Annotated in this window: 17 protein-coding genes; 11 read left to right on the top strand and 6 right to left on the bottom strand. The window is 66.8% G+C overall.

Translation table 11 applies throughout. The features are described from left to right. Window positions 1-17: 17 nt before the first annotated feature. Window positions 18-1,487, bottom strand: coding sequence for an amidohydrolase (locus tag LLW23_RS08770; protein WP_228948407.1), 1,470 nt, complete (start codon window positions 1,485-1,487; stop codon window positions 18-20). A gap of 65 nt (window positions 1,488-1,552) precedes the next feature. Beyond that, window positions 1,553-2,491, bottom strand: coding sequence for a LysR family transcriptional regulator (locus LLW23_RS08765; protein WP_228948406.1), 939 nt, complete (start codon window positions 2,489-2,491; stop codon window positions 1,553-1,555). Between the two features lie 302 nt (window positions 2,492-2,793). On the opposite strand from LLW23_RS08765, the gene LLW23_RS08760 reads away from it, so the two are divergent. Continuing rightward, on the top strand, window positions 2,794-3,885 hold the full coding sequence (locus LLW23_RS08760) for an efflux RND transporter periplasmic adaptor subunit (RefSeq protein ID WP_228948518.1): 1,092 nt from the start codon (window positions 2,794-2,796) through the stop codon (window positions 3,883-3,885). Continuing rightward, the gene (locus LLW23_RS08755; RefSeq protein WP_228948405.1) at window positions 3,882-6,983 is read left to right on the top strand and encodes an efflux RND transporter permease subunit; all 3,102 of its coding nucleotides are present in this window, start codon (window positions 3,882-3,884) and stop codon (window positions 6,981-6,983) included. Before LLW23_RS08760 ends, LLW23_RS08755 begins: the two co-directional genes overlap by 4 nt. Window positions 6,984-6,990: 7 nt before the next feature. Here the strand turns inward: LLW23_RS08755 and LLW23_RS08750 are convergent, their stop codons facing one another. Then, window positions 6,991-7,767: a glycerophosphoryl diester phosphodiesterase membrane domain-containing protein gene (locus LLW23_RS08750; RefSeq protein ID WP_228948404.1), complete on the bottom strand. Its 777-nt coding sequence runs from the start codon at window positions 7,765-7,767 to the stop codon at window positions 6,991-6,993. Between the two features lie 109 nt (window positions 7,768-7,876). Here LLW23_RS08750 and LLW23_RS08745 point away from each other — a divergent pair, with 109 nt between their 5' ends. The 9 genes from LLW23_RS08745 (at window position 7,877) to LLW23_RS08705 (ending at window position 18,682) form a co-directional block, all read left to right on the top strand. Next, the gene (locus LLW23_RS08745) at window positions 7,877-8,578 is read left to right on the top strand and encodes a DUF4129 domain-containing protein (protein WP_228948403.1); all 702 of its coding nucleotides are present in this window, start codon (window positions 7,877-7,879) and stop codon (window positions 8,576-8,578) included. Then, window positions 8,575-9,831 carry a DUF4350 domain-containing protein gene (locus LLW23_RS08740; RefSeq protein WP_228948402.1) on the top strand — a complete coding sequence of 419 codons (1,257 nt, stop codon included), beginning with the start codon at window positions 8,575-8,577 and terminating at the stop codon, window positions 9,829-9,831. Before LLW23_RS08745 ends, LLW23_RS08740 begins: the two co-directional genes overlap by 4 nt. 2 nt (window positions 9,832-9,833) lie before the next feature. Next, complete coding sequence (locus LLW23_RS08735; RefSeq protein WP_228948401.1) at window positions 9,834-10,790, top strand: AAA family ATPase; 957 nt, start codon at window positions 9,834-9,836, stop codon at window positions 10,788-10,790. Between the two features lie 8 nt (window positions 10,791-10,798). After that, a complete protein-coding gene (locus LLW23_RS08730; RefSeq protein ID WP_228948400.1) occupies window positions 10,799-12,112 on the top strand; it encodes a DUF58 domain-containing protein in 1,314 nt (437 codons plus the stop codon). Then, on the top strand, window positions 12,109-13,146 hold the full coding sequence (locus tag LLW23_RS08725) for a stage II sporulation protein M (RefSeq protein WP_228948399.1): 1,038 nt from the start codon (window positions 12,109-12,111) through the stop codon (window positions 13,144-13,146). Before LLW23_RS08730 ends, LLW23_RS08725 begins: the two co-directional genes overlap by 4 nt. Next, window positions 13,124-14,020 carry an RDD family protein gene (locus LLW23_RS08720; protein ID WP_228948398.1) on the top strand — a complete coding sequence of 299 codons (897 nt, stop codon included), beginning with the start codon at window positions 13,124-13,126 and terminating at the stop codon, window positions 14,018-14,020. Before LLW23_RS08725 ends, LLW23_RS08720 begins: the two co-directional genes overlap by 23 nt. A 216-nt stretch (window positions 14,021-14,236) precedes the next feature. Continuing rightward, window positions 14,237-15,451: a YihY/virulence factor BrkB family protein gene (locus LLW23_RS08715; protein ID WP_228948397.1), complete on the top strand. Its 1,215-nt coding sequence runs from the start codon at window positions 14,237-14,239 to the stop codon at window positions 15,449-15,451. A gap of 27 nt (window positions 15,452-15,478) precedes the next feature. Further along, the gene (locus LLW23_RS08710) at window positions 15,479-16,795 is read left to right on the top strand and encodes a cation:proton antiporter (RefSeq protein ID WP_228948396.1); all 1,317 of its coding nucleotides are present in this window, start codon (window positions 15,479-15,481) and stop codon (window positions 16,793-16,795) included. Between the two features lie 72 nt (window positions 16,796-16,867). Then, window positions 16,868-18,682, top strand: a complete 1,815-nt coding sequence (locus tag LLW23_RS08705; RefSeq protein WP_408642031.1) for a DUF885 domain-containing protein — start codon at window positions 16,868-16,870, stop codon at window positions 18,680-18,682. An 11-nt stretch (window positions 18,683-18,693) separates the two neighbouring features. On the opposite strand, the gene LLW23_RS08700 is transcribed toward LLW23_RS08705, so the two are convergent. The 3 genes from LLW23_RS08700 to LLW23_RS08690 are packed head-to-tail and all read right to left on the bottom strand — an operon-like array spanning window position 18,694 to window position 21,671. Next, a complete protein-coding gene (locus LLW23_RS08700) occupies window positions 18,694-19,695 on the bottom strand; it encodes a Gfo/Idh/MocA family protein (RefSeq protein ID WP_228948395.1) in 1,002 nt (333 codons plus the stop codon). Continuing rightward, on the bottom strand, window positions 19,688-20,662 hold the full coding sequence (locus LLW23_RS08695) for an MDR/zinc-dependent alcohol dehydrogenase-like family protein (RefSeq protein WP_228948394.1): 975 nt from the start codon (window positions 20,660-20,662) through the stop codon (window positions 19,688-19,690). Before LLW23_RS08695 ends, LLW23_RS08700 begins: the two co-directional genes overlap by 8 nt. 1 nt (window position 20,663) lies before the next feature. After that, window positions 20,664-21,671: a UDP-glucuronic acid decarboxylase family protein gene (locus LLW23_RS08690; RefSeq protein ID WP_228948393.1), complete on the bottom strand. Its 1,008-nt coding sequence runs from the start codon at window positions 21,669-21,671 to the stop codon at window positions 20,664-20,666. Window position 21,672 lies beyond the last annotated feature (1 nt).

The following is a 21,672-nucleotide window of genomic DNA, read 5'->3' as shown; positions in this document are numbered from 1 at the left end:
TTCGGATGGACGATCGCTCACTCGACCCGGTCATTGTTCCGATAATCGAGCGCAGGCGGCCGATTGCCGACCATTGCGACATAATTGAAATTGGGGCCACGGCGCCCCGTGAACTCGGTCTTGGCCGTCGCCAGCACGTCGGGGCTCGACAGCATCTCGGCGATCGTCAGTGCCAGCGTGCGCGCGGCGAGCACCGATCCCTTGGCACCGATGCTCGCGCCCGCCGCAGCGACATTCTGCCAGCTATGTCCCGGCATGCCCGGCACGAAGGTCGCGGTGCCCAGCCCGACGGTGGGAACGACCCACGATACGTCGGACATGTCAGTCGATCCCCCGGCCGCGTCGGCGTCGGTGCGCACCGCATAAGGTTGCACCTCGCCGACCGACGCGATCGTGCTGCGCGCATTGGGCACGCTCTCGCGCATCTTGGTTGCGAACGCTTTCTCGTCGGGCGTCCATTCGATCCCGCCGAGCGAGCGCAGATTGCGGTCCATCAGCTTGCCGAGCGTGTCGTTGGGCAGCATCGAATAGACGCCGCCGATCTGCTCGAACTCCATCTTGGTCTCGGTCGCGATCGCCGCGCCCTCGCCCGCCTTTTTCACCCGTTCCATCACCGAGCGGACGACCTGCGGATCGGTCGAGCGGACGTAATAGAAGACCTCGGCATAATCGGGCACCACATTGGGCGCGCCGCCGCCGCTGGTGATGACGTAGTGGATGCGCGTGCGATCGGGGATATGTTCGCGCAGATAATTGGTCGCGACGTTCATGATCTCGACCGCGTCGAGAGCGGATCGGCCTGCTTCTGGGTTGCCGGCAGCATGCGAAGATATACCGCGGAAGCGGAACTTGCCGTTGGTGTTGGCCATCGAAATTGATTGCGCGGCTGAGTTCACACCGCTGGGATGCCAGTGCACCGCCGCATCGACATCCTTGAACAGCCCGTCCCGGACCATGTAGACCTTGCCCGAGCCACCCTCTTCGGCTGGCGTACCGTAAACGCGCACCTCGCCCGGCACCTTGCCCGCCTGCATCCAGCGCTTCACCGCGATCGCCGCCCCTACCGAGGCGGAGCCGAGCAGATTATGGCCGCAGCCATGGCCGTGCGCCTGGCCTGCGATCGGGGTCTTGGTCGGCGCGACCTGCTGTGCCAACCCCGGCAGCGCGTCATATTCCGCGGTAACCGCGACCACTGGCCCCGCACCGCTGCGGAAGCGGGCGATGAATGCGGTCGGCTCGCCCGCGACGCCCATCATCACTTCGAACCCGGCATCCTTCAGCGTTTTGGCGAGTAGCGCCGAACTCTTCTGTTCCTGATAGCCCGTTTCGGCAAAGCCCCAGATTGCCTTGCCGTTCGCCTCGACCTGGTTGGCGTCTACCCCGGCGAGCACCTGCTCACGCGCAGCCGGATCGAGTGGCCCAGCGTGCGCACCGGAGGCCAACACTAAGCCTGCAGCGCTTGCGATTGCGATTGCCGTCCGGGTCATCACGCCAGTCTCCGTCCCGCCCGAAACTTCCACGACGCGGCTGTCGGCACAATGCGCCGGGCTATTCAGTGTTGGTGGGCAACCATAGCATTTGTGCAACCCACGTGCCGCTCCCCCTCGGTCGCAGCTGTGTCGAGCATCTCGCGCTTCAAGGCGATGAAACTGCGCGAAAGCCGAGACAAGGGATGCGACGCAAGGTGGCGTACCGACAGGTCGAACGTCCTCGCTGGCGCAATTGGGCGAAAGTGCAGCGTATCATCGACATACGCCTGCGCGGTGAACTCATCGACGATCGCCACACCTGCGCAACTCCGTGCCAAGCCAGCCGCGATGAACACCGATCTCACCTGGATCGCGGGCGCACCACCGGTCGCCGCAGACACGATCGGCCCAACCAGATCACCGATCGCAACGCTCGGTGCCAATCCGATCAACTCGTGATGGCGCAGTTGCTCGAGCGAGATCGTGTCGTGGTCGAGCGGGAACATCCCCGCGCAGAACAGCACGCCAACCCGGCCGGTCCCAAGCGGCACCGAGGCGATTTCCAGATCTGGCGGCGCCGCATGCCCAATCACGAAATCGCATTCGCGCGACATCAGCGCTTCGCGGAACTGGTCGTGGTGAATCGCCGATACTTCGAACGTGACCAGCGGAAGCTGACGTCGGAAACGCGCAATCGCCATCGGTGTTGCCGCCAACGCCAGCGACGGCAGCACGCCGACGCGGATATGCCCTTCAGATGTAGACCGCATGTTGCGTGCCGCGCGCTGGAACGTATCGATCCGGCTGTGCAGGTCGTCGACCTCGCGAAACAGGATGTGCGCCTCGTCGGTCGGGGTCAGCCGGCCACGCACCAACGTGAACAGCGGAAAGCCAAGCCGCGTCTCGGCGTGCTTGACGATCTTGCTCACCGACGGCTGACTTACGTTCAGCAGCCGTGAGGCGCCGCTGATCGAGCCGACCGAATAGACGGCATGGAACACCTCGATATGGCGAAGATTCATCGCGGCTCCCCGTTTGCTATGTCCTGGCCTCTCCAGCGAATCTATATTTATGACAGGACGATAACACGGCGGGACGGTCTGCCAACCGCCTTTTCACGGCCTCGCGCGCGCGGGATATTTCTTACACGCGCGGACGTGCGCCATCTTATTATTGATCTGCCCGAACCGGCCTAGTTGCTTGCGTACGTCGCACGAATATTGTCGTGATCGCTCGCGAAAACTGTTGCAGCCACCCGGCTATTTGTGGTTTGTTGGTCGTGGGTGGTCGCACGTCGCCCGATCCGAACATGCTGGACAAGGCGATGACCGCGCGATCATCTCGATATCACAGCGCTGCCGCGCTCGTTCTGCTGGCGCTTGCCGGCTGCGGCGAGGGTGACAAGCCGGCCCAGGCGAAGGCACCGCCGCTGGTGCGCGCCGCGACCCCGACGACGCGTCACTTCGTCGACGTGGTGGAAGCGGTCGGCACCGCGCGTGCGAACGAGCAGGTCACGCTCTCGTCGCCCGTCACCGAGCGGATCGAGCGGATCAGTTTCACCGACGGCGGCTATGTCCGCGCCGGGCAAGTGATCGCCGTGCTCGCGCAGGCGCAGGAGCGCGCTGCACTGGCAGGTGCGGTTGCGGCCGAACGCCAGGCGACGGCGCAGCTCGGCCGGTTGAACGCGCTCACCTCGCGCGGCTTCGTCACCCCCGCAACGGTGGAACAGCAAAGTGCACTCGCCCAGCGCGCCCGCGCCGATGCCGATACGGCACGCGCGCAAATCACCGATCGCGTTGTCCGTGCGCCATTTTCCGGCTTTGCGTCGCAGCGCCTGATTTCGCAGGGCACGATCATTTCGGCAGGTACACCGATCGCGACGATCAGCGATATCGCGCGCATCAAGCTCGATTTCAGCGTTCCCGAAACCGCGATGGCGAGCCTGCGGATCGGTGAACGCGTCACCGCGCGCTCGGCGGCTTATCCCGATGTCCCGTTCGTCGGGCTGGTCAGTTCGATCGACCCGGTGATCGACCCGACGACGCGCGCGGCGAGCATTCGCGCAATCCTGCCCAATCCGGGCAACCGGCTGAAGCCGGGCATGTTGCTGACCGTCTCGCTCGTGACTGGCGAGCGCGACGCGCCCGCCGTCCCCGAACTCGCCGTGCTCGGCGACGGCGCCGAACGCTACGTCTATGTCATCGATCGGGAGGGCGTGGCGCGCCGCACCAAAGTGACCACGGGCGCGCGCGACGGCGGTTATATCGAGTTGCGCGGGATCACGCCGAATGCCCGCGTCGTCACCGAAGGCGTCGTAAAGATCGACGACGGCGTAAAAGTAAAAGTCGAGGGTGACAAAGACAAACCCGCGAAGTCGGCAAGCAAACCGGGCATCACGCGGCAGTCCGGCACATGATGTTATCCGACCTTTCGGTCCGCCGACCGGTTGTCGCGGCGGTGGGGGCGATTCTGATCGTCATCGTCGGCATCGTCGCCTTCCTCAATCTGTCGGTGCGCGAGTTCCCCGAAATCGATCCCCCGGTCGTTTCTGTCTCCACGACGTATGTAGGTGCCGCCGCGACGGTCGTTGAAAGCCGGGTCACCCAACCGCTCGAAGAGCGCCTCGCCGGCGTCGAAGGGATCGAGACGCTGTCCTCGCGCTCGACCGACGGTCGCTCCGATATCACGATCGAATTCCGTCCCACGCGAGACATCGACGCGGCCGCAAACGACGTGCGTGATCGCGTCTCCGGCGCCCTCGCCGATTTGCCGGATGAAGCGCTGCCGCCCGAGGTGCGCAAGGTCGATGCCGATGCGCAGCCGATCATGTATATCGTCGTACAGGCGCCGTCGTGGGACAAGATCGCGCTATCCGATTATGTCGAGCGCGCGTTGGTCGATCGCTTCTCCACCATCGACGGCGTCGCGCAGGTCCAGTTCACCGGCCAGGCGCGGCCGTCGATGCGCGTATGGCTCGACCTCGGCCGGCTCGCGGCGTTCCGCCTGACGCCACGCGATGTCGAGGATGCACTCCGCCGCCAGAACGTCGAGCTGCCCGCCGGGCGGATCGAATCCTCCGCGCAAAACGTGTCGCTGCGGGTCGATCGCGCATTCGCCAGCCCGGAAACCTTCGGCGGCCTCGTGATCGGGCGCGGCGTCGACGGCTATCTCGTCCGGCTCGGCGACATCGCCAAGGTCGAACGCGGCGCCGAGAACCCCTACAGCGCCTTCCGCTTCCAGCAGCAGACAGCGCTCGGCCTGGGCATCGTGCGTCAGTCCGGCGCCAACACGCTCGAAGTCGCCAACAACGTGAAGGCAGTGATCGCCGCCGCGCGGAAGGATCTGCCGCCAGGCGTTTCGCTGACGATGGGCTCGGACAATTCGCTCTTCATCGATCGCGCGATCAAGGAAGTGTGGCGTACACTCGTCGAAGCCGTAATCCTCGTCGTGATCGTCATCTTCCTCTTCCTCGGCAGCTGGCGCGCGACGATCATTCCCGCGATCACGGTGCCGATCTGCCTGCTCGGTACGTTCGCGGTGTTGTGGGCGTTCGGCTATTCGATCAACCTGCTGACGTTGCTCGCGCTGGTGCTGGCGATCGGCTTGGTGGTCGATGACGCGATCGTGGTGCTGGAGAACATCCATCACCGCATCATGGCCGGCGAGACGCCGCTCGTGGCCGCCTTCCGCGGCACGCGCGAGGTAGGCTTCGCGGTCGTTGCCACCACGGCGGTGGTCTGCGCGGTGTTCGTGCCGGTGATGTTCATCACGGGGCAGACCGGGCTGCTGTTCCGCGAGCTTGCCGTGGCGATGATCGCCTCGATCTCGCTGTCGGGCGTGCTGGCGCTCACGCTCGTGCCGATGCTGTCGTCGAAGCTGCTCAAGCAGGAAGAGAGCGGCAAGTTCACGCAGCGGATCGAGCGCGGTTTCGGCCGGCTCGAGCACGGCTATGGTCGCGCGCTCGGACGCGCGCTCACACATCCGCTTCCCGTGCTCGCAGGCGTCACCACATTCCTCGCCGGCTGCGCGTTTCTTTTCGTGGGGCTTGCCGGCGAACTCGTGCCGCCGGAAGACACGGGCGTCATCGAAGTGCGCGTGAATGCGCCCGAAGGCACCAGCTTCGCCGAACTCGACCGCTACGCCATACAGGTCGAAGCGAAGGTCGCCGAGCTCGCCGCGAAAGAGGCGCCGATCCGTGGCTTCAATTCCCGACTTCCCGTCACCAACGGCCTGTCGGAAGATTTCAACGCCTCGAGCATGACCGTTTTTCTCAAGCCGTGGGAGGAACGCAGCCAGGAATCGCAGGATGTCGCCCGCAAGATCACCGCTAAGCTTCAGGACGTCCCGGGCGTCCGCGGCAACGCCAACGTCCGCTCCTCGCTCGGCCGCGGGCGCGGCCAGCCGGTGGCCTTCGTTATCGCTGGCGCGACCTACGCCGATCTCGCCCGCGCGCGTGATCGCATCCTGGCCGCCTCGCGCGACAATCCCGGCCTCGTCAACCTCGACGCCGACTATGTCGAATCCAAGCCGCAATTGCTGATCGACGTCGATGCGAACCGAGCCGGCGATCTCGGCGTTTCGGTCGACGATGTAAGCCAGGCATTGCAGACCGCCATGGGATCGCGCCGCGTTTCGACCTATGTCGATCGTGGCGAGGAATACCGCGTGATGGTGCAAGCCGGCGCGGCCGATCGCAACGACGAATCGCGGCTCGCCAGCGTCTATGTTCGCGCGCGTTCGGGCGATCTCGTGCCGCTGTCGAACCTCGTAAACGTGCGCGAAGCAGCCGCCGCACGCGAGCTTGGCCGGTTCAACAAGATGCGCGCGATCACGCTGCAGGGTGGCCTGGCACCTGGTTATTCGCTTGGCGAGGCGCTCGCGTTCCTTGAAGATCTCGCGCGCCGATCGCCCGAAGTCCAGGCGATTGGTTATCGTGGCGAGAGCCAGTCGCTCAAGCAGACCGGCAATGCCATCTGGCTGGTGTTCGGCATCACCGTGGTCATCATTTACCTGCTGCTCGCCGCGCAGTTTGAAAGCTTCGTCCACCCCGCGGTGATCATCGCCACGGTGCCGCTGGCGGCCGGCGGCGGCGTGATCGGGCTATGGCTCGCGGGGATGACGCTCAACCTGTTCAGCCAGATCGGCATCGTCATGCTGGTCGGGCTCGCGGCGAAGAACGGCATCCTGATCGTCGAATATGCCAATCAATTGCGCGACGACGGCCAAACGCTCGATGCCGCGATTCGCGAAGCCTCCACTCGCCGCCTGCGCCCGATCTTGATGACGTCGATCGCCACCGTCTTCGGCGCTGTCCCGCTTGCGCTCAGCCACGGCGCCGGCGCGGGTGCGCGCAGCGCGATCGGCGTGGTGATCGTCGCCGGCGTCTCGATCGCCACCGCGATCACGCTGTTCCTGATCCCCGTTCTCTACCGCCTGCTCGCCCGCCGTGCCGCCTCGCCCAACATCATCGGGCGCCGGCTCGTCGCGGAGATGGAGGCGGGTCAGCCCGCCTGATCCGGCTTCAGGCGAACACGTCCGCAAGCTGCGCCGCCTGCGGCCCATCCTGCCGCTCGCGCAGCGCGAAATAGAGGGTGGTGATCAGCGTGGACGACAGCGCCGTGGTCACGGTCGTGGTGACAAGCGAGAGCACCGTGGCCGCCGGTGAAACCGCCGCCGCAACCACACCCAAACCCAGGATCGCGCCCGGAATGAACGCCAGCAGCGCAACGAGCCAGATGATCACCAGCAGCACGATCATCAGCGCGAAGATCTGCCACCGCGATCCCTTGGTGAGATAACGGCTTCGTCCGAATGCGCCGATCACGCCGGTATTCTCCTCCACCAGCGCGGGGATGGCCACGATCCACATCAGCGCGAGGATGATCGCAGGGACAAAGAGCAGCAAAAATCCGACCATCAGCCCCAGCGACAACAAGATCGAGACACCAATCACCGGCAGCACCTTGGCAAGGCCGACCGACAGCGATTCGCCGATCGAGGCTGATCGCCCCTCGAGATACGCGCTGCTTGCGCGCACCAAAGCGCTCTGCGCCAGCGCACTGCACAAAAGCACGACGAGGCCATATCCCATGTAGAGACCAACCAGCCCCGCCTGCGCGGCCGGATCAGGCGACGTCGCCTCGGCGCGGACAGCATACCCGAGGATCCCCTGCGGCAAGGCACCCAGCAGGAAGGCAATGCCGAACACGGTGAGCGGATTACCGCGCATCACCCCGAACGCCCGTCCCAGCACCGCTCCGATTGCGAGCGACTCGCCGGCCTGCCCCTTCGTTGCCATCTCGCCGCCCCTGCTTGCCACCTGTCGGCAATTGTTGTCGTAAATCGATAGCCTTGTCACCCATCCCGCGGCTAGGATTGATCCGGGCGCTCGGGGGAAGCACGAACGAATGGCTGAAGCGGCGCCTGGTGCCCTCGACGAGCGGCTAACCGCGGCGCATCGCGCGCTGCGCGAGGGCGGCGAGGTGCAGTTCATTCTGCCGCCCGCTACCCCGCCCGCACCACCGCCGGCTTGGCTCAAGGCGCTTGGCGAGTGGCTGCAATGGGCGCTCTCGCCGATCGGCCGGCTGATTCGCTGGATCTCCGGCCTGATGCCCGAGGCGCCCTATGCGCGCATCGCGCTTTGGGCGATGATCACCGCACTCGCCGTGCTCGTTGCATGGATGATCTGGACGCGGGTGCGCAGCGGTGAATGGCGGCTGCCGCGCCGCCGCCGCGCGACCGCGCTCGCGACGGACGACACCGAAACCCCCGCCGACTGGGCACCCGACGCGGCCCCAGCACGGCGCTGGCTCGACGAGGCCGATCGGCTGGCGGCGGAGGGGCGCTACGGCGAGGCGATCCACCATATCCTGCTTCGCAGCGTCGAGGACATCGCAAGCCGCCGTCCCCGCCTGGTGCGTCCGGCGCTCACCAGCCGCGACATCGCCCGCGCCGATGCCATTCCAGACGCGCCACGCGGGCTGTTCGCGGGGCTCGCCGCCGTCGTCGAGCGTAGCCTGTTCGGCGGCGCGCCGGTCGATGCCGATGATTGGGGCCGGTGCCGTGCCGCCTACACCGAATTCGCGCTTCCGCAGGCGTGGCGCGGATGAGCGCCACCGACAGGCCCGATCGTCAGGAAGACGCGCTGTTCAGCGCACGCACCGTCGCGCTGTTATTGGCATTCGGCATCATCGGCTTCGCAGGGATGCTCGTGCTGGGCGCCTACGCACCGGATTTGCGCTCGGGTCAGAATGGCGGCGCGCATGCCCTGTCGAATGCCGCAACCGGCTATCGCGCGCTGGTCGAACTGGCCGAGGCGACCGGGCGCAACCCGCGGATCGTGCGCGATCCGCATTTGTTCAACACGGCAGATCTGCTCGTCGTCACGCCCGAAAGCGGCGCCACGAACATTACCGCCGCGCTGCAGGACCGTGATTATAAGCCCACCCTGTTCGTGCTTCCGAAATGGCAGACGAAGGCCGATCCCGAGCACGCAGGCTGGGTGCAGCGCATCGGCCTGCTGCCGCTGGCCGAACCGATCGGCGTCCTCGCCCCCGGCGTACGCTTCACGATGCGGCGTGAACGCATGGCCGATCGCAAGCTGGTCACCGTCGGCCTGCCCCCCGCCGTCGCGCTCCGCAGCCCGCGCATCCTGCAGGTCATCACTGGCATCACGGCGCCTGAACCGGACGAAGACGAAGAGGAAACAGAACCACTCGTCCTCCGCCCACTCGTCACAGATGGGAATGGTGGCATCGTGCTGGCGCGGCTCGGCGACGCGCAGCGGTACGTGCTTGCGGATCCGGATCTGATCAGCAATCGCGGGCTGCGGACGGCCGCCCAGGCCGCGGCGGCATTGGCGATGCTCGACGCCCTCGATGAACGACCGACGAAGGGCATTGCCTTCGACGTCTCGTTCAACGGCTTTGGCCATGCGCAAAGCCCGCTCAAGCTCGCCTTCGAGCCACCGTTCCTCGCGGTCACGATCACGCTCGCGGCGGCGCTGCTGCTTGTGGGGTTGAACGCGCTCGCGCGCTTCGGCCCGATCGCGCCGCGCGAGCGCGCGATCGCTTATGGCAAGGCGGTACTGGTCGACAACAGCGCGGCGCTCGTCCGCCGTGCCGGGCGCGAGGCCGGGATGGGTGCGCGTTACGCCGCGGTGGTTCGCGATCGCGCCGCGCGCGTCTTCGGCGCTCCGCCGCGGCTGCACGATGCGGCGCTCGTCAGCTATCTCGATTCGCTCGGTGGCGCCGCGCCCTTCTCGCCGCTGATGCGCGACGCCGAACAGGCAACCGACCGACCCGCGCTGCTGCGCGCCGCGCGTGCGCTGCACGCCTGGCAAGCCACCAAGATGGAGAGATGATCGTGACGGTGACAGAAGTCCAGGCGCTCGCCGCCGACATCCGACAGGAAGTCGCGCGCGCCGTCGTCGGCCAGGAGGCGACGGTCGAGCTGATGCTGATCGCCTTGCTCTCCGGCGGGCACATCTTGCTCGAAGGCCCGCCCGGTACTGCCAAGACCTTGCTCGCCGGCAGCTTCGCGCGCGCGCTCGGCATCGCATTCGGCCGCATCCAGTTCACTCCCGATCTGATGCCGGGCGACATCATCGGCACCAATCTGTTCAACTTCCAGACGAGCGAATTCTCGCTCACGCGCGGCCCGGTATTCACCGAATTGCTGCTCGCCGACGAGATCAACCGCACCCCGCCCAAGACGCAGGCCGCGCTGCTCGAAGCGATGCAGGAGCGCAAGGTGACGATCGATGGCACCAGCCTGCCGCTCAGCGACCGCTTCACCGTGGTGGCGACGCAAAACCCGATCGAGCAGCAGGGCGTCTATCCCCTGCCCGAAGCGCAGCTCGATCGCTTCCTGTTCAAGCAGACAGTCGATTATCCCTCGGCCGAAGAGGAGCGCAAGATCATCGCCCGTCACGGCGCGCGCACCGCGGCGGTGACGCCGGACGAGTGGGGCGTGACGGCAGTGGCGGATGCCGCCCGGCTTGGCGCCGCGATCGAGACGGTGGCGAACGTCCGCCTGGTCGATGAAGTGGTCGATTACATCCTGGCGCTGATCCGCGCGACGCGCGGCGTCGCCGATATCGAAAGCGGCGCGTCGCCACGCGCCGGGGTGATGCTGGCCGGGGCGGCGCGCGCACGCGCAGCACTCGACGGGCGCGATTTCGTCATTCCGGATGACGTGAAGGCGCTTGCGCCGGCGCTGCTGCGACACCGCTTGATCCTCTCGCCCGCGGCCGAGATCGACGGCCGCGCGATCGACGATGTCGTCGCCGCGATCATCGATACGATCGAGGCGCCGCGCTGATCGCCCGCATGATCTATCCCACGCGCACCGCGATCCTCACGCTGCTGGCCGGGCTGCCCGCGGTTCTGTTGCTGGCGCTCGCGTTCCCGGCGCGCTGGTATGTCGCGCTCGCCTGGCCCGCGGCGGTGCTGGTCGCGACTTTCATCGACGGCTTGCGCGGCGCGCGGCCGGGTCAGGCGAGCGCGCGGCTCATGCTGCCACGCGCGGCCGGTGTCGGAAGTGAGTTTTCCGCTACGCTGCACATCCGCATCACCGGCGCCGCACCGCGCCGCGTGGCGTTCGCGATCGGCGGCAACGGCCTGCTCGCGCGCGTCGATCCCAAGATCGAATGGCTCGCACTCGCTGCTGGCAGCGGGCATCGCGCCATCGCCTTTCGCGCCGCACGCCGCGGCACAGCACGGCTCGACCGCCTGTGGCTGCGCTGGCCCGGCACCCTCGGGCTCGCCTGGAAGCAGCAGATCGTGCCGATCGAAGCCGAGTGCGCCATCATCCCCGATATCAGCCTCGTCCACGAACGCGGCGCGCGGATCTTCCAGCGTCACGCGCTCAATGGCCTGATGGCGCAGATCGAGCGCGGCGACGGCGCCGATTTCGATGCGTTGGTCGAGTTCCGCGGCGGCATGGATCGCCGTGCGATCGACTGGCGGCAGTCGGCTCGCCACATCAAGTTGCACGCCAAGGAATTCCGTACCGAGCGCAACAACCAGATCGTCTTCGCGATCGATTCGGGGCGGCAGATGTCGGAGCCGGTGGGGGGGGGTAGCCGGCTTGATCGTGTTGTCTCGGCGATGCTGCTGACTGCCTGGATCGCGCTGAAGCTTGGCGATCGCGTTTCGCTCCACGCGTTCGATTCGCGGCCGCGCCTTGCGAGCGGTTTCGTCGCCGGGGCCACGGCGTTCGGGGCGCTGCAGCGGCTCGCCGCCAGGATCGACTATAGCGGCGAGGAGACCAACTACACCTATGCGCTCACCAGCATGGCGGCGAAGCTCACGCGGCGCTCGATGATCGTGCTGTTCACCGAATTCACCGATCTCACCGCCGCCGAATTCATGGTCCGCGCGACCGGGCGGCTGCTGGAGACGCATCTGCTGCTCGTCGTCGTCCTGCGCGACGAGGAGCTCGAAGCGATCCTGGACCGCGCCCCCGCGACCACCGAGGATGTGACCAGAGCCGTCACCGCCGCCGCGCTGCTGCGCGATCGGCTGATGGTGCTCACCCGGCTGCGGCATCTCGGCGCGCACGTGATCGAAAGCCCGCACGACGAAGTCGCGACACGGCTGGTCGACGGCTATGTCGATCTCAAGCGGCGCAACCTGCTGTGAGCGCTTCAGAAATCATCCCGACCGCGCCACTCGTCAACGCCAGCCGCTTCCGCGCCGCGCACGCCGCCGACTGGGCGCGGCTCGAACGAATCGTCACGCAAATGGAAAAGCGCTCGGTCCGCGCACTCGACGATGACGATCTCCTCGCGCTGCCCTCGCTCTACCGCACCGCGCTGTCCTCGCTGTCGGTGGTGCGCGAAACGTCGCTCGACCGCAGTCTCGCGACCTATCTCGAACGGCTATGTACGCGCGCCTATTTCCAGCTTTACGGCGTCCAGACCTCGCTGTGGCAGCAGCTCGCACGCTTCTTCGTCACTGGCTGGCCGCGTGCGGTACAAGCGATGTGGAAAGAGACATTGTTCTGCTTTGCGTTGCTCGCCGCGGCCGGACTGGCCGGCTTCTTCCTCGTGCGTAGTGATCCCGCGTGGTTCTACGCGATCGTGCCGGGCGCCATGTCGAGCGGGCGCGATCCCACCGCCAGCGCCGAGATGCTGCGCGCGACGATCTATGGCGAGCAGCGCGAAGGGATGCTGGCGGCGTTCGCGACCTTCCTGTTCACCCACAACAGCCAGGTTGCGATCTTCGCTTTTGCGCTCGGCTTCGCCTTCGCAATTCCGACATTACTACTCGTCGCTTACAACGGCCTCAGCCTCGGCGCGATGGTGGCGGTGTTCGTCGACAAGGGGCTGGGCACGGGCTTTGCCGGCTGGCTAACGATCCATGGAACGACCGAATTGTTCGCGGTCACGCTCGCCGCGGCGGCGGGGGTGCGGATCGGCACGGCGGTGGCCTTCCCGGGCCGCCGTGCGCGCGCCGACGCTGCGGTGGTTGCGGGGCGGAGCGCAGCGGTGGCGATGGCGGGTGTGGTCGCTATGTTATTTATTGCCGGCGTGCTGGAAGGGATCGGTCGGCAGACAGTGCAAGGCGACGCGCTGCGCTACGGCATTGGGATCGCCGCACTTATCGGCTGGCTTGCGTATTTCTACCTGCCGCGGCGAGCGGAGGCAGGCGATGCGCTGGCCGTTTCGCGCTAAGGCCGCGGTGGCGGCACCGCTGTCGCTGCGCCGCAGTTTCGTCACGCCCGAAGGTGTCGATCTGCGGCTCGAACTCGGCAGTGCGACCGCCCGCGCCAGCGCGTTCCTGCTCGACTGGCTGCTGATCGGCACGGTGATGATCACCGCGACCATCATCATCTTCTCTCTCAGTCGCGGCGGCGGCATCGCGCAGGGCCAGCAGTCGCAACTGCTTGGAATCGTGTGGATGCTGGGGCTGTTCGTATTGCGCAACGGATGGTTCATCCTGTTCGAGATGGGCCGTCGCGGCGCCACGCCCGGCAAGCGCGCGATGCGGCTGCGCGTGATCGCGCGGGACGGCGCCCGGCTGACCGGCGCTGCGGTGATCGCGCGTAACGCCTTGCGCGAGATCGAGATTTTCCTGCCGCTGTCGTTCCTCGGAACGCAGGCGGCGAGCGGCGCGGCGGACGGATTCCTGATCCTGTTCGCGCTGCTGTGGAGCGGCATCTTCTTCCTGTTCCCGCTGTTCAACCGCGATCGGTTGCGCGTCGGCGATCTTGTTGCCGGCACCTGGGTGGTGAATGACGCGCGCGCGTCGCTAAGCGTTGATTTGGCGGCAAAAAATGACGGGCCGCGGCGGACGTTCTCAGAGTCGGCGCTGGCGCTTTATGGGATTTACGAGCTGCAGACGCTGGAGGATGTGCTGCGCATGGGCCGCCCTGATGCGATCGCGACCGTCGCGGCGACGATCCGCGCCAAGGCAGGACTTGCCGACGACGACGACGACCTTGATTTCCTTACCGATTATTACGCCGCGCTGTGCGCTCGGCTCGAACGCGGGATGATGGTCGGCCGCCGCCGCGACGACAAGTTCAGCGGCGTGGCGGCACGCTAGTTTCCTTGCCCCGAACCGGGGGAAAACGGGGATTCGCGGCGGCAAACCATAGCCGAGCGACACTCGGATTCCGCCATTGGCGGGGCCCAACGGCGCAATCACCGATCATCTTTGCGACAGCGACAATTCCGTGCCCCCACGAACGCCCATTTGGCGAGCATATCGAAGGGAACGTCCGTTCCCGATGCTTGTTCGCTTGGCAGGAGTTCCAACGACATGTCGCCACCTGCCCCCGACGCCGCCACCCACGGGCGCGACGCTGCCAGCCCCATGGCGATTCCGGCCGCGGGCTGGAAGCAGATCGCGCTGCGCAGCTGGCGCGAGGCGGGGCAGGACAATATCAGCCTGATCGCATCGGGCGTGGCGTTTTGCGCGGTGCTCGCGATCGTGCCGATGCTGGGCGCGATCGTGCTGAGCTACGGCCTGGTCGCCACGCCGGAGACGGTGCTGGCGAACGTGCAATCGCTCGCGGCGATGATGCCGACGGACGTCGCGAAGCTGATCGGCGAACAACTCGCCAACGTCGTCTCGACCGCCGACGGCAAGAAGGGGTTCGGGCTGCTGATCGCGCTCGCCATCGCCTTCTACGGCGCGATGAAGGGCGCGACGGCGATCATCACCTCGCTCAACATCGCCTATGACGAAGAAGAGACGCGCGGCTTCGTGAAGCTCAACCTGGTCGCGCTGGGCATCACCGCCGGCGCGGTGGTGCTGGCGCTGCTCGCGATGATCACGATCGCGGCGATGGCCGGACTGGAAGCGCTGTTCCCGGGCGCGCCCGGTTTCCTGCTCGTGCTGAGCAAGATCCTCTCATACGTCATCATGACTGCGATCGGCGCGGCGGCGGCGGCGACGCTGTATCGCTATGCGCCGAACCGCGACCAAGCGACGTGGACATGGCTGAGCCCAGGATCGCTGCTCGCGTCGGTCGGGTGGATGATCATGACGCTCGGGTTCGGGCTCTACGTGGCCAACTTCGGCAGCTACGACGCGACGTACGGGTCGCTCGGCGCCGCGATCGTCCTGCTGACCTGGCTGTACCTTTCTGCCTACGTTTTGCTGCTGGGCGCGGAATTCAATTGCGAGCTCGAGCGGCAGACCGCACGCGACACGACGACGGGCGTCGAGCGCCCGCTCGGCGAGCGCGGTGCCTTTGCTGCCGATACGGTCGCTGGCAGCGACGCTCCCGTCGCAGCCCCGCCCCGTGCGACGCGCGACTCGAATGGCTTGATCGAGAATTACGCGGCAAGCCGCACGACGGCGCGCGTCGCCGCCCGCGCCGGCGCCGGCAAGATCGGCGCGCCGGTATCGATCCTGGCGACGCTGGGGCTGGCGCTGATCCGCCGGCGCGATCGCAGGGCGATCGGCAGCGTGCTGTTGCTGGCCGCCGGCGGAATCAGCTTGCTCGGCAACACCCATGCGCAGCGTTAGCGCGCCAATGTGCGGAGTACGGCGCAAATGACCGAACTGCTGTCAGAGTGGGCGCCCGATCCGTATATCCTGATCCTGACCGGTGCAGGCCTGCTCATCGCGCTCGTCGCTTGGCTGCCGCTCGCGCTCAAGCGGCTGCCGCTGTCACTGCCGATCGTGTGCATCGGCATCGGCGCTGGCGTGTTCCTGCTGCCGCAAGTTCCGCTCGACCCGCTGCCGGTCGATTACCCCGAGATCACCGAACGATTCACCGAGCTGATCGTGATCATCTCGCTGATGGGCGCGGGGCTGAAGATCGATCGCGTGTTCGGCTGGCGCCGCTGGTCCGTGACGTGGCGACTGATCGCGATCACGATGCCACTGTCGATCCTGGCGATCACTGGCCTTGCAAGCTGGGCGCTCGGGTTGCCGCTCGCGATCGCGCTGTTGCTCGGGGCGAGCCTGGCACCGACCGACCCCGTTCTCGCGGCCGACGTTCAGGTCGGCCCGCCAAAGACCGGTGAGGAAGACGAGGTGCGCTTCGGCCTGACATCCGAGGCCGGGCTCAACGACGGCGCGGCATTCCCGTTCGTCCATCTCGCGATCCTGCTGGGGGCGAGCGCCGCAACGGGTGAACCGTGGCTGGGCGAATGGCTGACGTACAATGTGGCGTGGGAGATTGCGGGCGGGATCTTGGGAGGGTGGTTGATCGGACGTGCCTTCGGCTGGTTGACCTTTCACGTGCCCGCCGAGACGAAGCTGGCGAAGACCGGCGACGGATTGATCGCACTTTCGGCGACGTTCATTTCGTATGGTCTCTCAGAGATGGTCCATGTGTACGGCTTTCTCGCCGTGTTCGTCACCGCACTGACCATTCGCCACACGCATCGCGATCACGAGTTCCAGCGCGAGATGCATGCGCTGACCGATCAAATCGAGCGGCTGGTGATGATGGCGCTGCTGCTCCTGTTCGGCGGCGCGCTGGTGACTGGCCTGCTGGCGTCGGTGACATGGGTCGACGCGGTGGTGGCGGCGGTCGTCCTGCTCGTCATCCGCCCGCTAGCCGGCTGGATTGGCCTGATCGGGTATCCCGCAGGAGGCGGCGAGAAGATGACATTAGCCTTCTTTGGCATCCGCGGCGTCGGCTCGCTCTATTATCTTTCCTATGGCATCAACCACATGGACATACCGGTGCCCGAGCGACTCTGGGGGCTTGTCGGGCTGATCGTGCTGTTCTCGATCCTGCTGCACGGACTGACAGTGACGCCGGTTATGCGGTGGCTTGATCGTGAATCCGGGCGCGATCCCGACGCTCCGGCCGAACCGACCGGCGAGCAGGAAGGATCGGTGCTCGATCCACGATGAAGTACTGCCGTATCCGGTGGTTGCACTGATCGGAGCTGCAGGCGAGAAGCGCGCATCCTATCGGAGATTTCCATGCGTTTCGTCGTACCGCTACTGCTGCTGCCGATCATGCCGCTCATTCAGGCGAGCGCCCCCGCCCCGGTTCAAGCGGCCCCGGCCGGCGTGCAGGACGCCGCGCTGCTGACATTTCTCGACGCAGCGTTCGACGAGCAAGTCGCACTAAGCCCGGAATCGCAGACCCAGCTCGGCTTCAAGACCGACAACAACCGCCTCGACGATTATTCCGATGCAGCGGCGGTGCGATCCAAGGCGCTCGCGGAGCGGCAGCTGACGGACATGCGCGCGCGGTTCCGCCCCGAGCAGCTGAGCGAGAATGCCCGGGTCAGCTATCGGCTGTTCGAATATGAGGTGGAGCGCGGGCGCGAGACCTTCCAGTTCCGCAAGCTGCGCTTCCCGGTTTCGACCAACGGCAGCCCGGCGGGCGACATTCCGGTGCTGCTGATCAACAACCACAAGGTCGACACCGTTGCCGACGCCGAGGCCTATATCGCGCGGCTGCGCGAGGCCGAACGCGTGATGCGCGAAGTGACCGCGACGATGCGCGAGCAGGCCGCCGCGGGCGTCGTGCCCAACAAGGTCAACTTCGCCCCAGCGCGCGCCGATGCACGCAAGGTGGTCACCGGCGCACCGTTCGATGGCGGGCCGGATTCGACGCTGCTGGCGGACTTCCGCAAGAAAGTGACCGCGCTCGATTCGCCGGCGGCGACGAAGACCAAGTTGCTGGCCGACGCGACCGCTGCGCTGACCGGGCCGTTCAAGCGCGGCTATGATCTGCTGTTCGTGGCGCTCGACGAGATCGAGCCGAAGTCGAAGGGCAATTTCGGCGCGTGGAACCTGCCCGATGGCGCAGCTTATTACGCCGATCGCTTGAAGAGCTCGACCACCACGAACCTGACCGCCGACCAGATCCATACGCTGGGCCTGCAACAAGTGGCCGCGATCCGGCAGGAGATGGAGGCGATCAAGCGCGAGGTGGGCTTCAAGGGGACGCTCGAGCAGTTCTTCGATTCGATCCGCACCGATCCCAAGTTCAAATATCCGAACGATGCGGCCGGCCGCGAGGCGTATCTGCGCGATGCGCGGGCAGTGGTCGCATCGGTGATGGCGGCGGCGCCGCAATACTTCCGCGTGCTGCCAAAGGCGCCGCTGGAAGTGCGCGCGGTGGAAAAGTGGCGCGAGGGCACGGCATCGACCGCCTTTTACAATCCGCCCTCGGCAGACGGGACGCGGCCCGGCATCTATTACGTCAATCTGGTCGACATGAACCAGACGCAGAAGGTGCAAGTGGCGGGGATCGCGGCGCACGAGGGCGCGCCCGGGCATCACTTCCAGATTGCGCGCCAGCAGGAACTGGTCGGCATTCCCAAGTTCCGCCGGTTCGGCGGCTATGGCGCGTTCATGGAGGGCTGGGGCCTGTATTCGGAGCGGCTGGCGAACGAAATGGGGGTGTACAAGGATCCCTATGCGCGGTTCGGTATGCTGTCGTTGCAGGTGTGGCGTGCGATCCGGCTAGTGCTCGACACGGGGATCCATTCCAAGCGGTGGACGCGCGAGCAGGCGATCACCTATTTCAAGGGCAACAGCTCGGTGTCGGATACCGACATCGCGCGCGAGGTGGACCGCTACTTCAACTGGCCGGGGCAGGCGACGAGCTACATGGTTGGCCAGCTGCGGATCGCGGAGCTGCGCAAGCGCGCGGAGCGTGAGCTCGGGCAGCGGTTCGACATTCGCGATTTCCACGAGGCGGTGCTGAGCCAAGGCGCGCTGCCGCTCGACGTGCTGGAGGAGCAGGTTAACCGCTACATCGCGACGCGGCGCGCCGGCTGACGGGTGACCGCTTAAGCGGCGGCGTAGATCCGGTCGAGCACGTGCGCCACGTCGACGAGGCGCTCGGCGGCCGGATCGAAGCGCGCGCCGGCGGCGAGCCGCGTCGCCCAATCGGCGGCGGCGCGACCGCCCCAGTCGTCGGGCGGGCTGGTCAGCGTTTCGGTGCTGGTGCCGCGGTAAAGCTCGGCGGTGAAATCGTAGAACGAGCCGTCGACGTTGCGGAGCGCGGCGCCGCCGTCTGTGCCGTAGAAGATCGCGGCAATGTCGGCCTCGCGGCCGGCGTGCAGCCGCCAGGAGCACGCGAGGCGAACGACGGGGCCGTCTTCGAGCGCGAAGCTGGCGACGGCGAAGTCCTCCACCGCTGTCCCGTCTGCGATCGGCGCGCCGTCGGCGGTGAGCGACGCAGTGACGGGGCCGCGGAGCGCGGGGAAATCCATCGCCCACAAGGCGAGATCGACGAGGTGGACGCCGAGGTCCATCACGCATCCGCCGCCCGAGAGCGCGCGATCGTAGAACCACGGCTTGTCGGGGCCGTAGGCGTTGTGGAACGTCAGGTCGATCGCATGGACGCGGCCCAGCGCGCCGCTGCGCACCAGATCGGCGATCCGCGCCATGCCGGCGGTGAATCGATAGGACAGGTCGACCGCGAGGAGCCGATCGGCGGTGCGCCCGGCGTCTACCACCGCGCGCACTTCGCGTGCGGTGCGGCCGAGCGGCTTCTGGCAGAAGACGGCGACGCCGGCGTGCAGCGCGCGGATCGATTGCTCGGCATGCAGCGCGCTGGGCGTGGCGATGACGAGGCCGTCGAGATCGTGCGCGAGCAGATCGTCGAGCGACTCGCAGATGATGGCGGCGGGGGCGAGCGCGGCGGCTTCACGCTGCATCTCCGGCGAGGGATCGCTGATCGCGGCGACCTCTATCAAACCGGTGTCGGCAATTGCGGCCATGCGGTGGCGGCCGATCCAGCCGACGCCGAGGAAGCCGACGCGCGGCGGGCGGGCCGCCTCAATCATAGGTCACCAGCGCCTTCACGAAGCCGCCGGGCTTGTCGCGCGTCGCATCGAGCGCCTCGCCGACGCGGTCGAGCGGATAGACGTGCGTGTACAGCGGCGTCGGGTCGATCCGGCCGGATGCCACCGCGTCGACCGCTTCGCGCAGGCCGCGCAGGCAAATGGCGGGATCGCGTTCGTGTGCGTTGATGACGTCGATCCCCTTCCAGTTCCACGCCTGCATGTTCACTTGGCGGGGGCCATCCTGATGGTAGCCGGCGATCACCAGCCGGCCGCCTTCGCGCACCAGCTCGCCGGCGAGATCGAGCGGCCATTGCTTGCCGACGGCTTCGATCACGCGATCGCACAGCGCGCCGTCGGTGAGTTGCTTGACGCGCTCGATGATCGCCCAGTGATCGTCCATCACGATTGTCTCGGCGGCGCCGAACGCGGTCGCGAGATCGAGCGAGGAGCGGCGGCGCGAGATGGCGATGACGTGTGCGCCGGCGTCGCTGGCGAGCTTCGTCAGCACTGCGCCGATGAAACCGATGCCGATGATCGCTACTCGCTGGCCGGGAGCGATATCGCTGCGGCGGAAGATGTTGAAGGCGCAGCCGAGGGGTTCGCCGGGGAACGGCTTGCCGGCGAGCGCGGGCGGGAGCTTCACCACCGCGTCGGCGCGCGCGAGATCGTACTCGGCGAAGCTGCGGCCCGAGAGCGTCGCGACGCGGTCTCCGATCGCGAGATCCGTGACGGCGGCGCCGAGCGCGTCGATGATGCCCCAGCCCTCATGGCCAAGGCCGCCGACGTCGCCGGGGTAGGTTAACCATTCGAGGCCAGCCCATGGCTCGAGGTTCGAGGCGCAGACGCCGCAGCCTTCGAGCCTGATCCGGACTTCGCCGTCGCAGGGCTGCGGCAGCGCGGCGGCGACGATCCGCATGTCGCCGGGCGCGGCGAGTTGCGCGGCGCGCATCATGGTCTCGGCCGTCACCTTATTCCGCCGCTTCCGACAGGCGCAGCGGCGAATCGACGCCGATTTCGCCGGCGAACCATTCGGCGGTGCGCGCGAGCCCGAAATCGACTTGCACCGTCGGCGCCCAGCCAAGCATCGCGGCGGCGCGGCTGATGTCTGGCCGGCGGCGGCGCGGATCGTCCTGCGGCAGTGGCAAGTGGACGACATGGCCGTGCGTGGCGACGATGCTCCGGATGCGTTCGAGCAGCTCGTTGACGGTAAGCTCGATCGGGTTGCCGAGGTTGACCGGCTCCAGCCCGTCGATGTCACTTTCCATGAGGCGGATCAGCCCATCGACCATGTCGCTGACGTAGCAGAAGCTGCGCGTCTGCGTGCCATCGCCGTGGATCGTGATGTCGCCGCCGGCCAGCGCCTGGCAGATGAGGTTGCTGACGACGCGGCCATCCTCCGGGTCCATGTTGGGGCCATAGGTGTTGAAGATGCGCGCGACGCGTACTTCCGCGCGCCCGAGACGAGCGTAATCGAACGTCAGCGCCTCGGCGGCGCGCTTGCCTTCGTCGTAGCAGGCGCGCGGGCCGGTGCAGTTGACCGAGCCGCGATATTCCTCCTGCTGCGGGTGCATTTCAGGATCGCCATAGACCTCGCTGGTGGAGGTGAGCAGGAAGCGCGCGCCGGTCTGTTCGGCGAGCCGCAGCAGATGGTGCGTGCCGATCACGTTGGTGAGCATCGTGTGTTCGGGATCGGCCTGATAATGCGGCGGCGAGGCGGCGCAGGCGAGGTTGTAGACGCGCGAGATCCGCGCGGCGCGCGCCGTGACCCCGGCGGGCAGCGGATTCACCACGTCCGCCTCGACGAAGTGGAAGCCGGGCAGTTGTTCGAGCCCGCGCAGGTTGGACGGCCGCGCGGTCTGCAGATTGTCGAGGCAGATCACCTCGTGGCCGCGCTCCAGCAGCGCCCGGCACAGATGCGAGCCGATGAAGCCGGCGCCTCCGGCGACCAGCGCGACATTACGCGTCACATCACTCATT

This window comes from Sphingomonas radiodurans (assembly GCF_020866845.1).
GTDB classification, from domain to species: domain Bacteria; phylum Pseudomonadota; class Alphaproteobacteria; order Sphingomonadales; family Sphingomonadaceae; genus Sphingomonas; species Sphingomonas radiodurans.
The sequence above is the reverse complement of the archived record's forward strand: the minus strand, read 5'-3'. Positions and strand labels throughout refer to the sequence as shown.

Bases quoted from the DNA above. Each gene is read 5' to 3' on its own strand.
- LLW23_RS08755 (WP_228948405.1), top strand. From the start codon at position 3,882: ATGATGTTATCCGACCTTTCGGTCCGCCGACCGGTTGTCGCGGCGGTG.
- LLW23_RS08760 (WP_228948518.1), top strand. From the start codon at position 2,794: ATGACCGCGCGATCATCTCGATATCACAGCGCTGCCGCGCTCGTTCTG.
- LLW23_RS08715 (WP_228948397.1), top strand. From the start codon at position 14,237: ATGTCGCCACCTGCCCCCGACGCCGCCACCCACGGGCGCGACGCTGCC.
- LLW23_RS08750 (WP_228948404.1), bottom strand. From the start codon at position 7,767: ATGGCAACGAAGGGGCAGGCCGGCGAGTCGCTCGCAATCGGAGCGGTG.
- LLW23_RS08720 (WP_228948398.1), top strand. From the start codon at position 13,124: ATGCGCTGGCCGTTTCGCGCTAAGGCCGCGGTGGCGGCACCGCTGTCG.
- LLW23_RS08730 (WP_228948400.1), top strand. From the start codon at position 10,799: ATGATCTATCCCACGCGCACCGCGATCCTCACGCTGCTGGCCGGGCTG.
- LLW23_RS08765 (WP_228948406.1), bottom strand. From the start codon at position 2,491: ATGAATCTTCGCCATATCGAGGTGTTCCATGCCGTCTATTCGGTCGGC.
- LLW23_RS08705 (WP_408642031.1), top strand. From the start codon at position 16,868: ATGCGTTTCGTCGTACCGCTACTGCTGCTGCCGATCATGCCGCTCATT.
- LLW23_RS08745 (WP_228948403.1), top strand. From the start codon at position 7,877: ATGGCTGAAGCGGCGCCTGGTGCCCTCGACGAGCGGCTAACCGCGGCG.
- LLW23_RS08770 (WP_228948407.1), bottom strand. From the start codon at position 1,487: ATGACCCGGACGGCAATCGCAATCGCAAGCGCTGCAGGCTTAGTGTTG.
- LLW23_RS08740 (WP_228948402.1), top strand. From the start codon at position 8,575: ATGAGCGCCACCGACAGGCCCGATCGTCAGGAAGACGCGCTGTTCAGC.
- LLW23_RS08690 (WP_228948393.1), bottom strand. From the start codon at position 21,671: ATGAGTGATGTGACGCGTAATGTCGCGCTGGTCGCCGGAGGCGCCGGC.
- LLW23_RS08710 (WP_228948396.1), top strand. From the start codon at position 15,479: ATGACCGAACTGCTGTCAGAGTGGGCGCCCGATCCGTATATCCTGATC.
- LLW23_RS08700 (WP_228948395.1), bottom strand. From the start codon at position 19,695: ATGATTGAGGCGGCCCGCCCGCCGCGCGTCGGCTTCCTCGGCGTCGGC.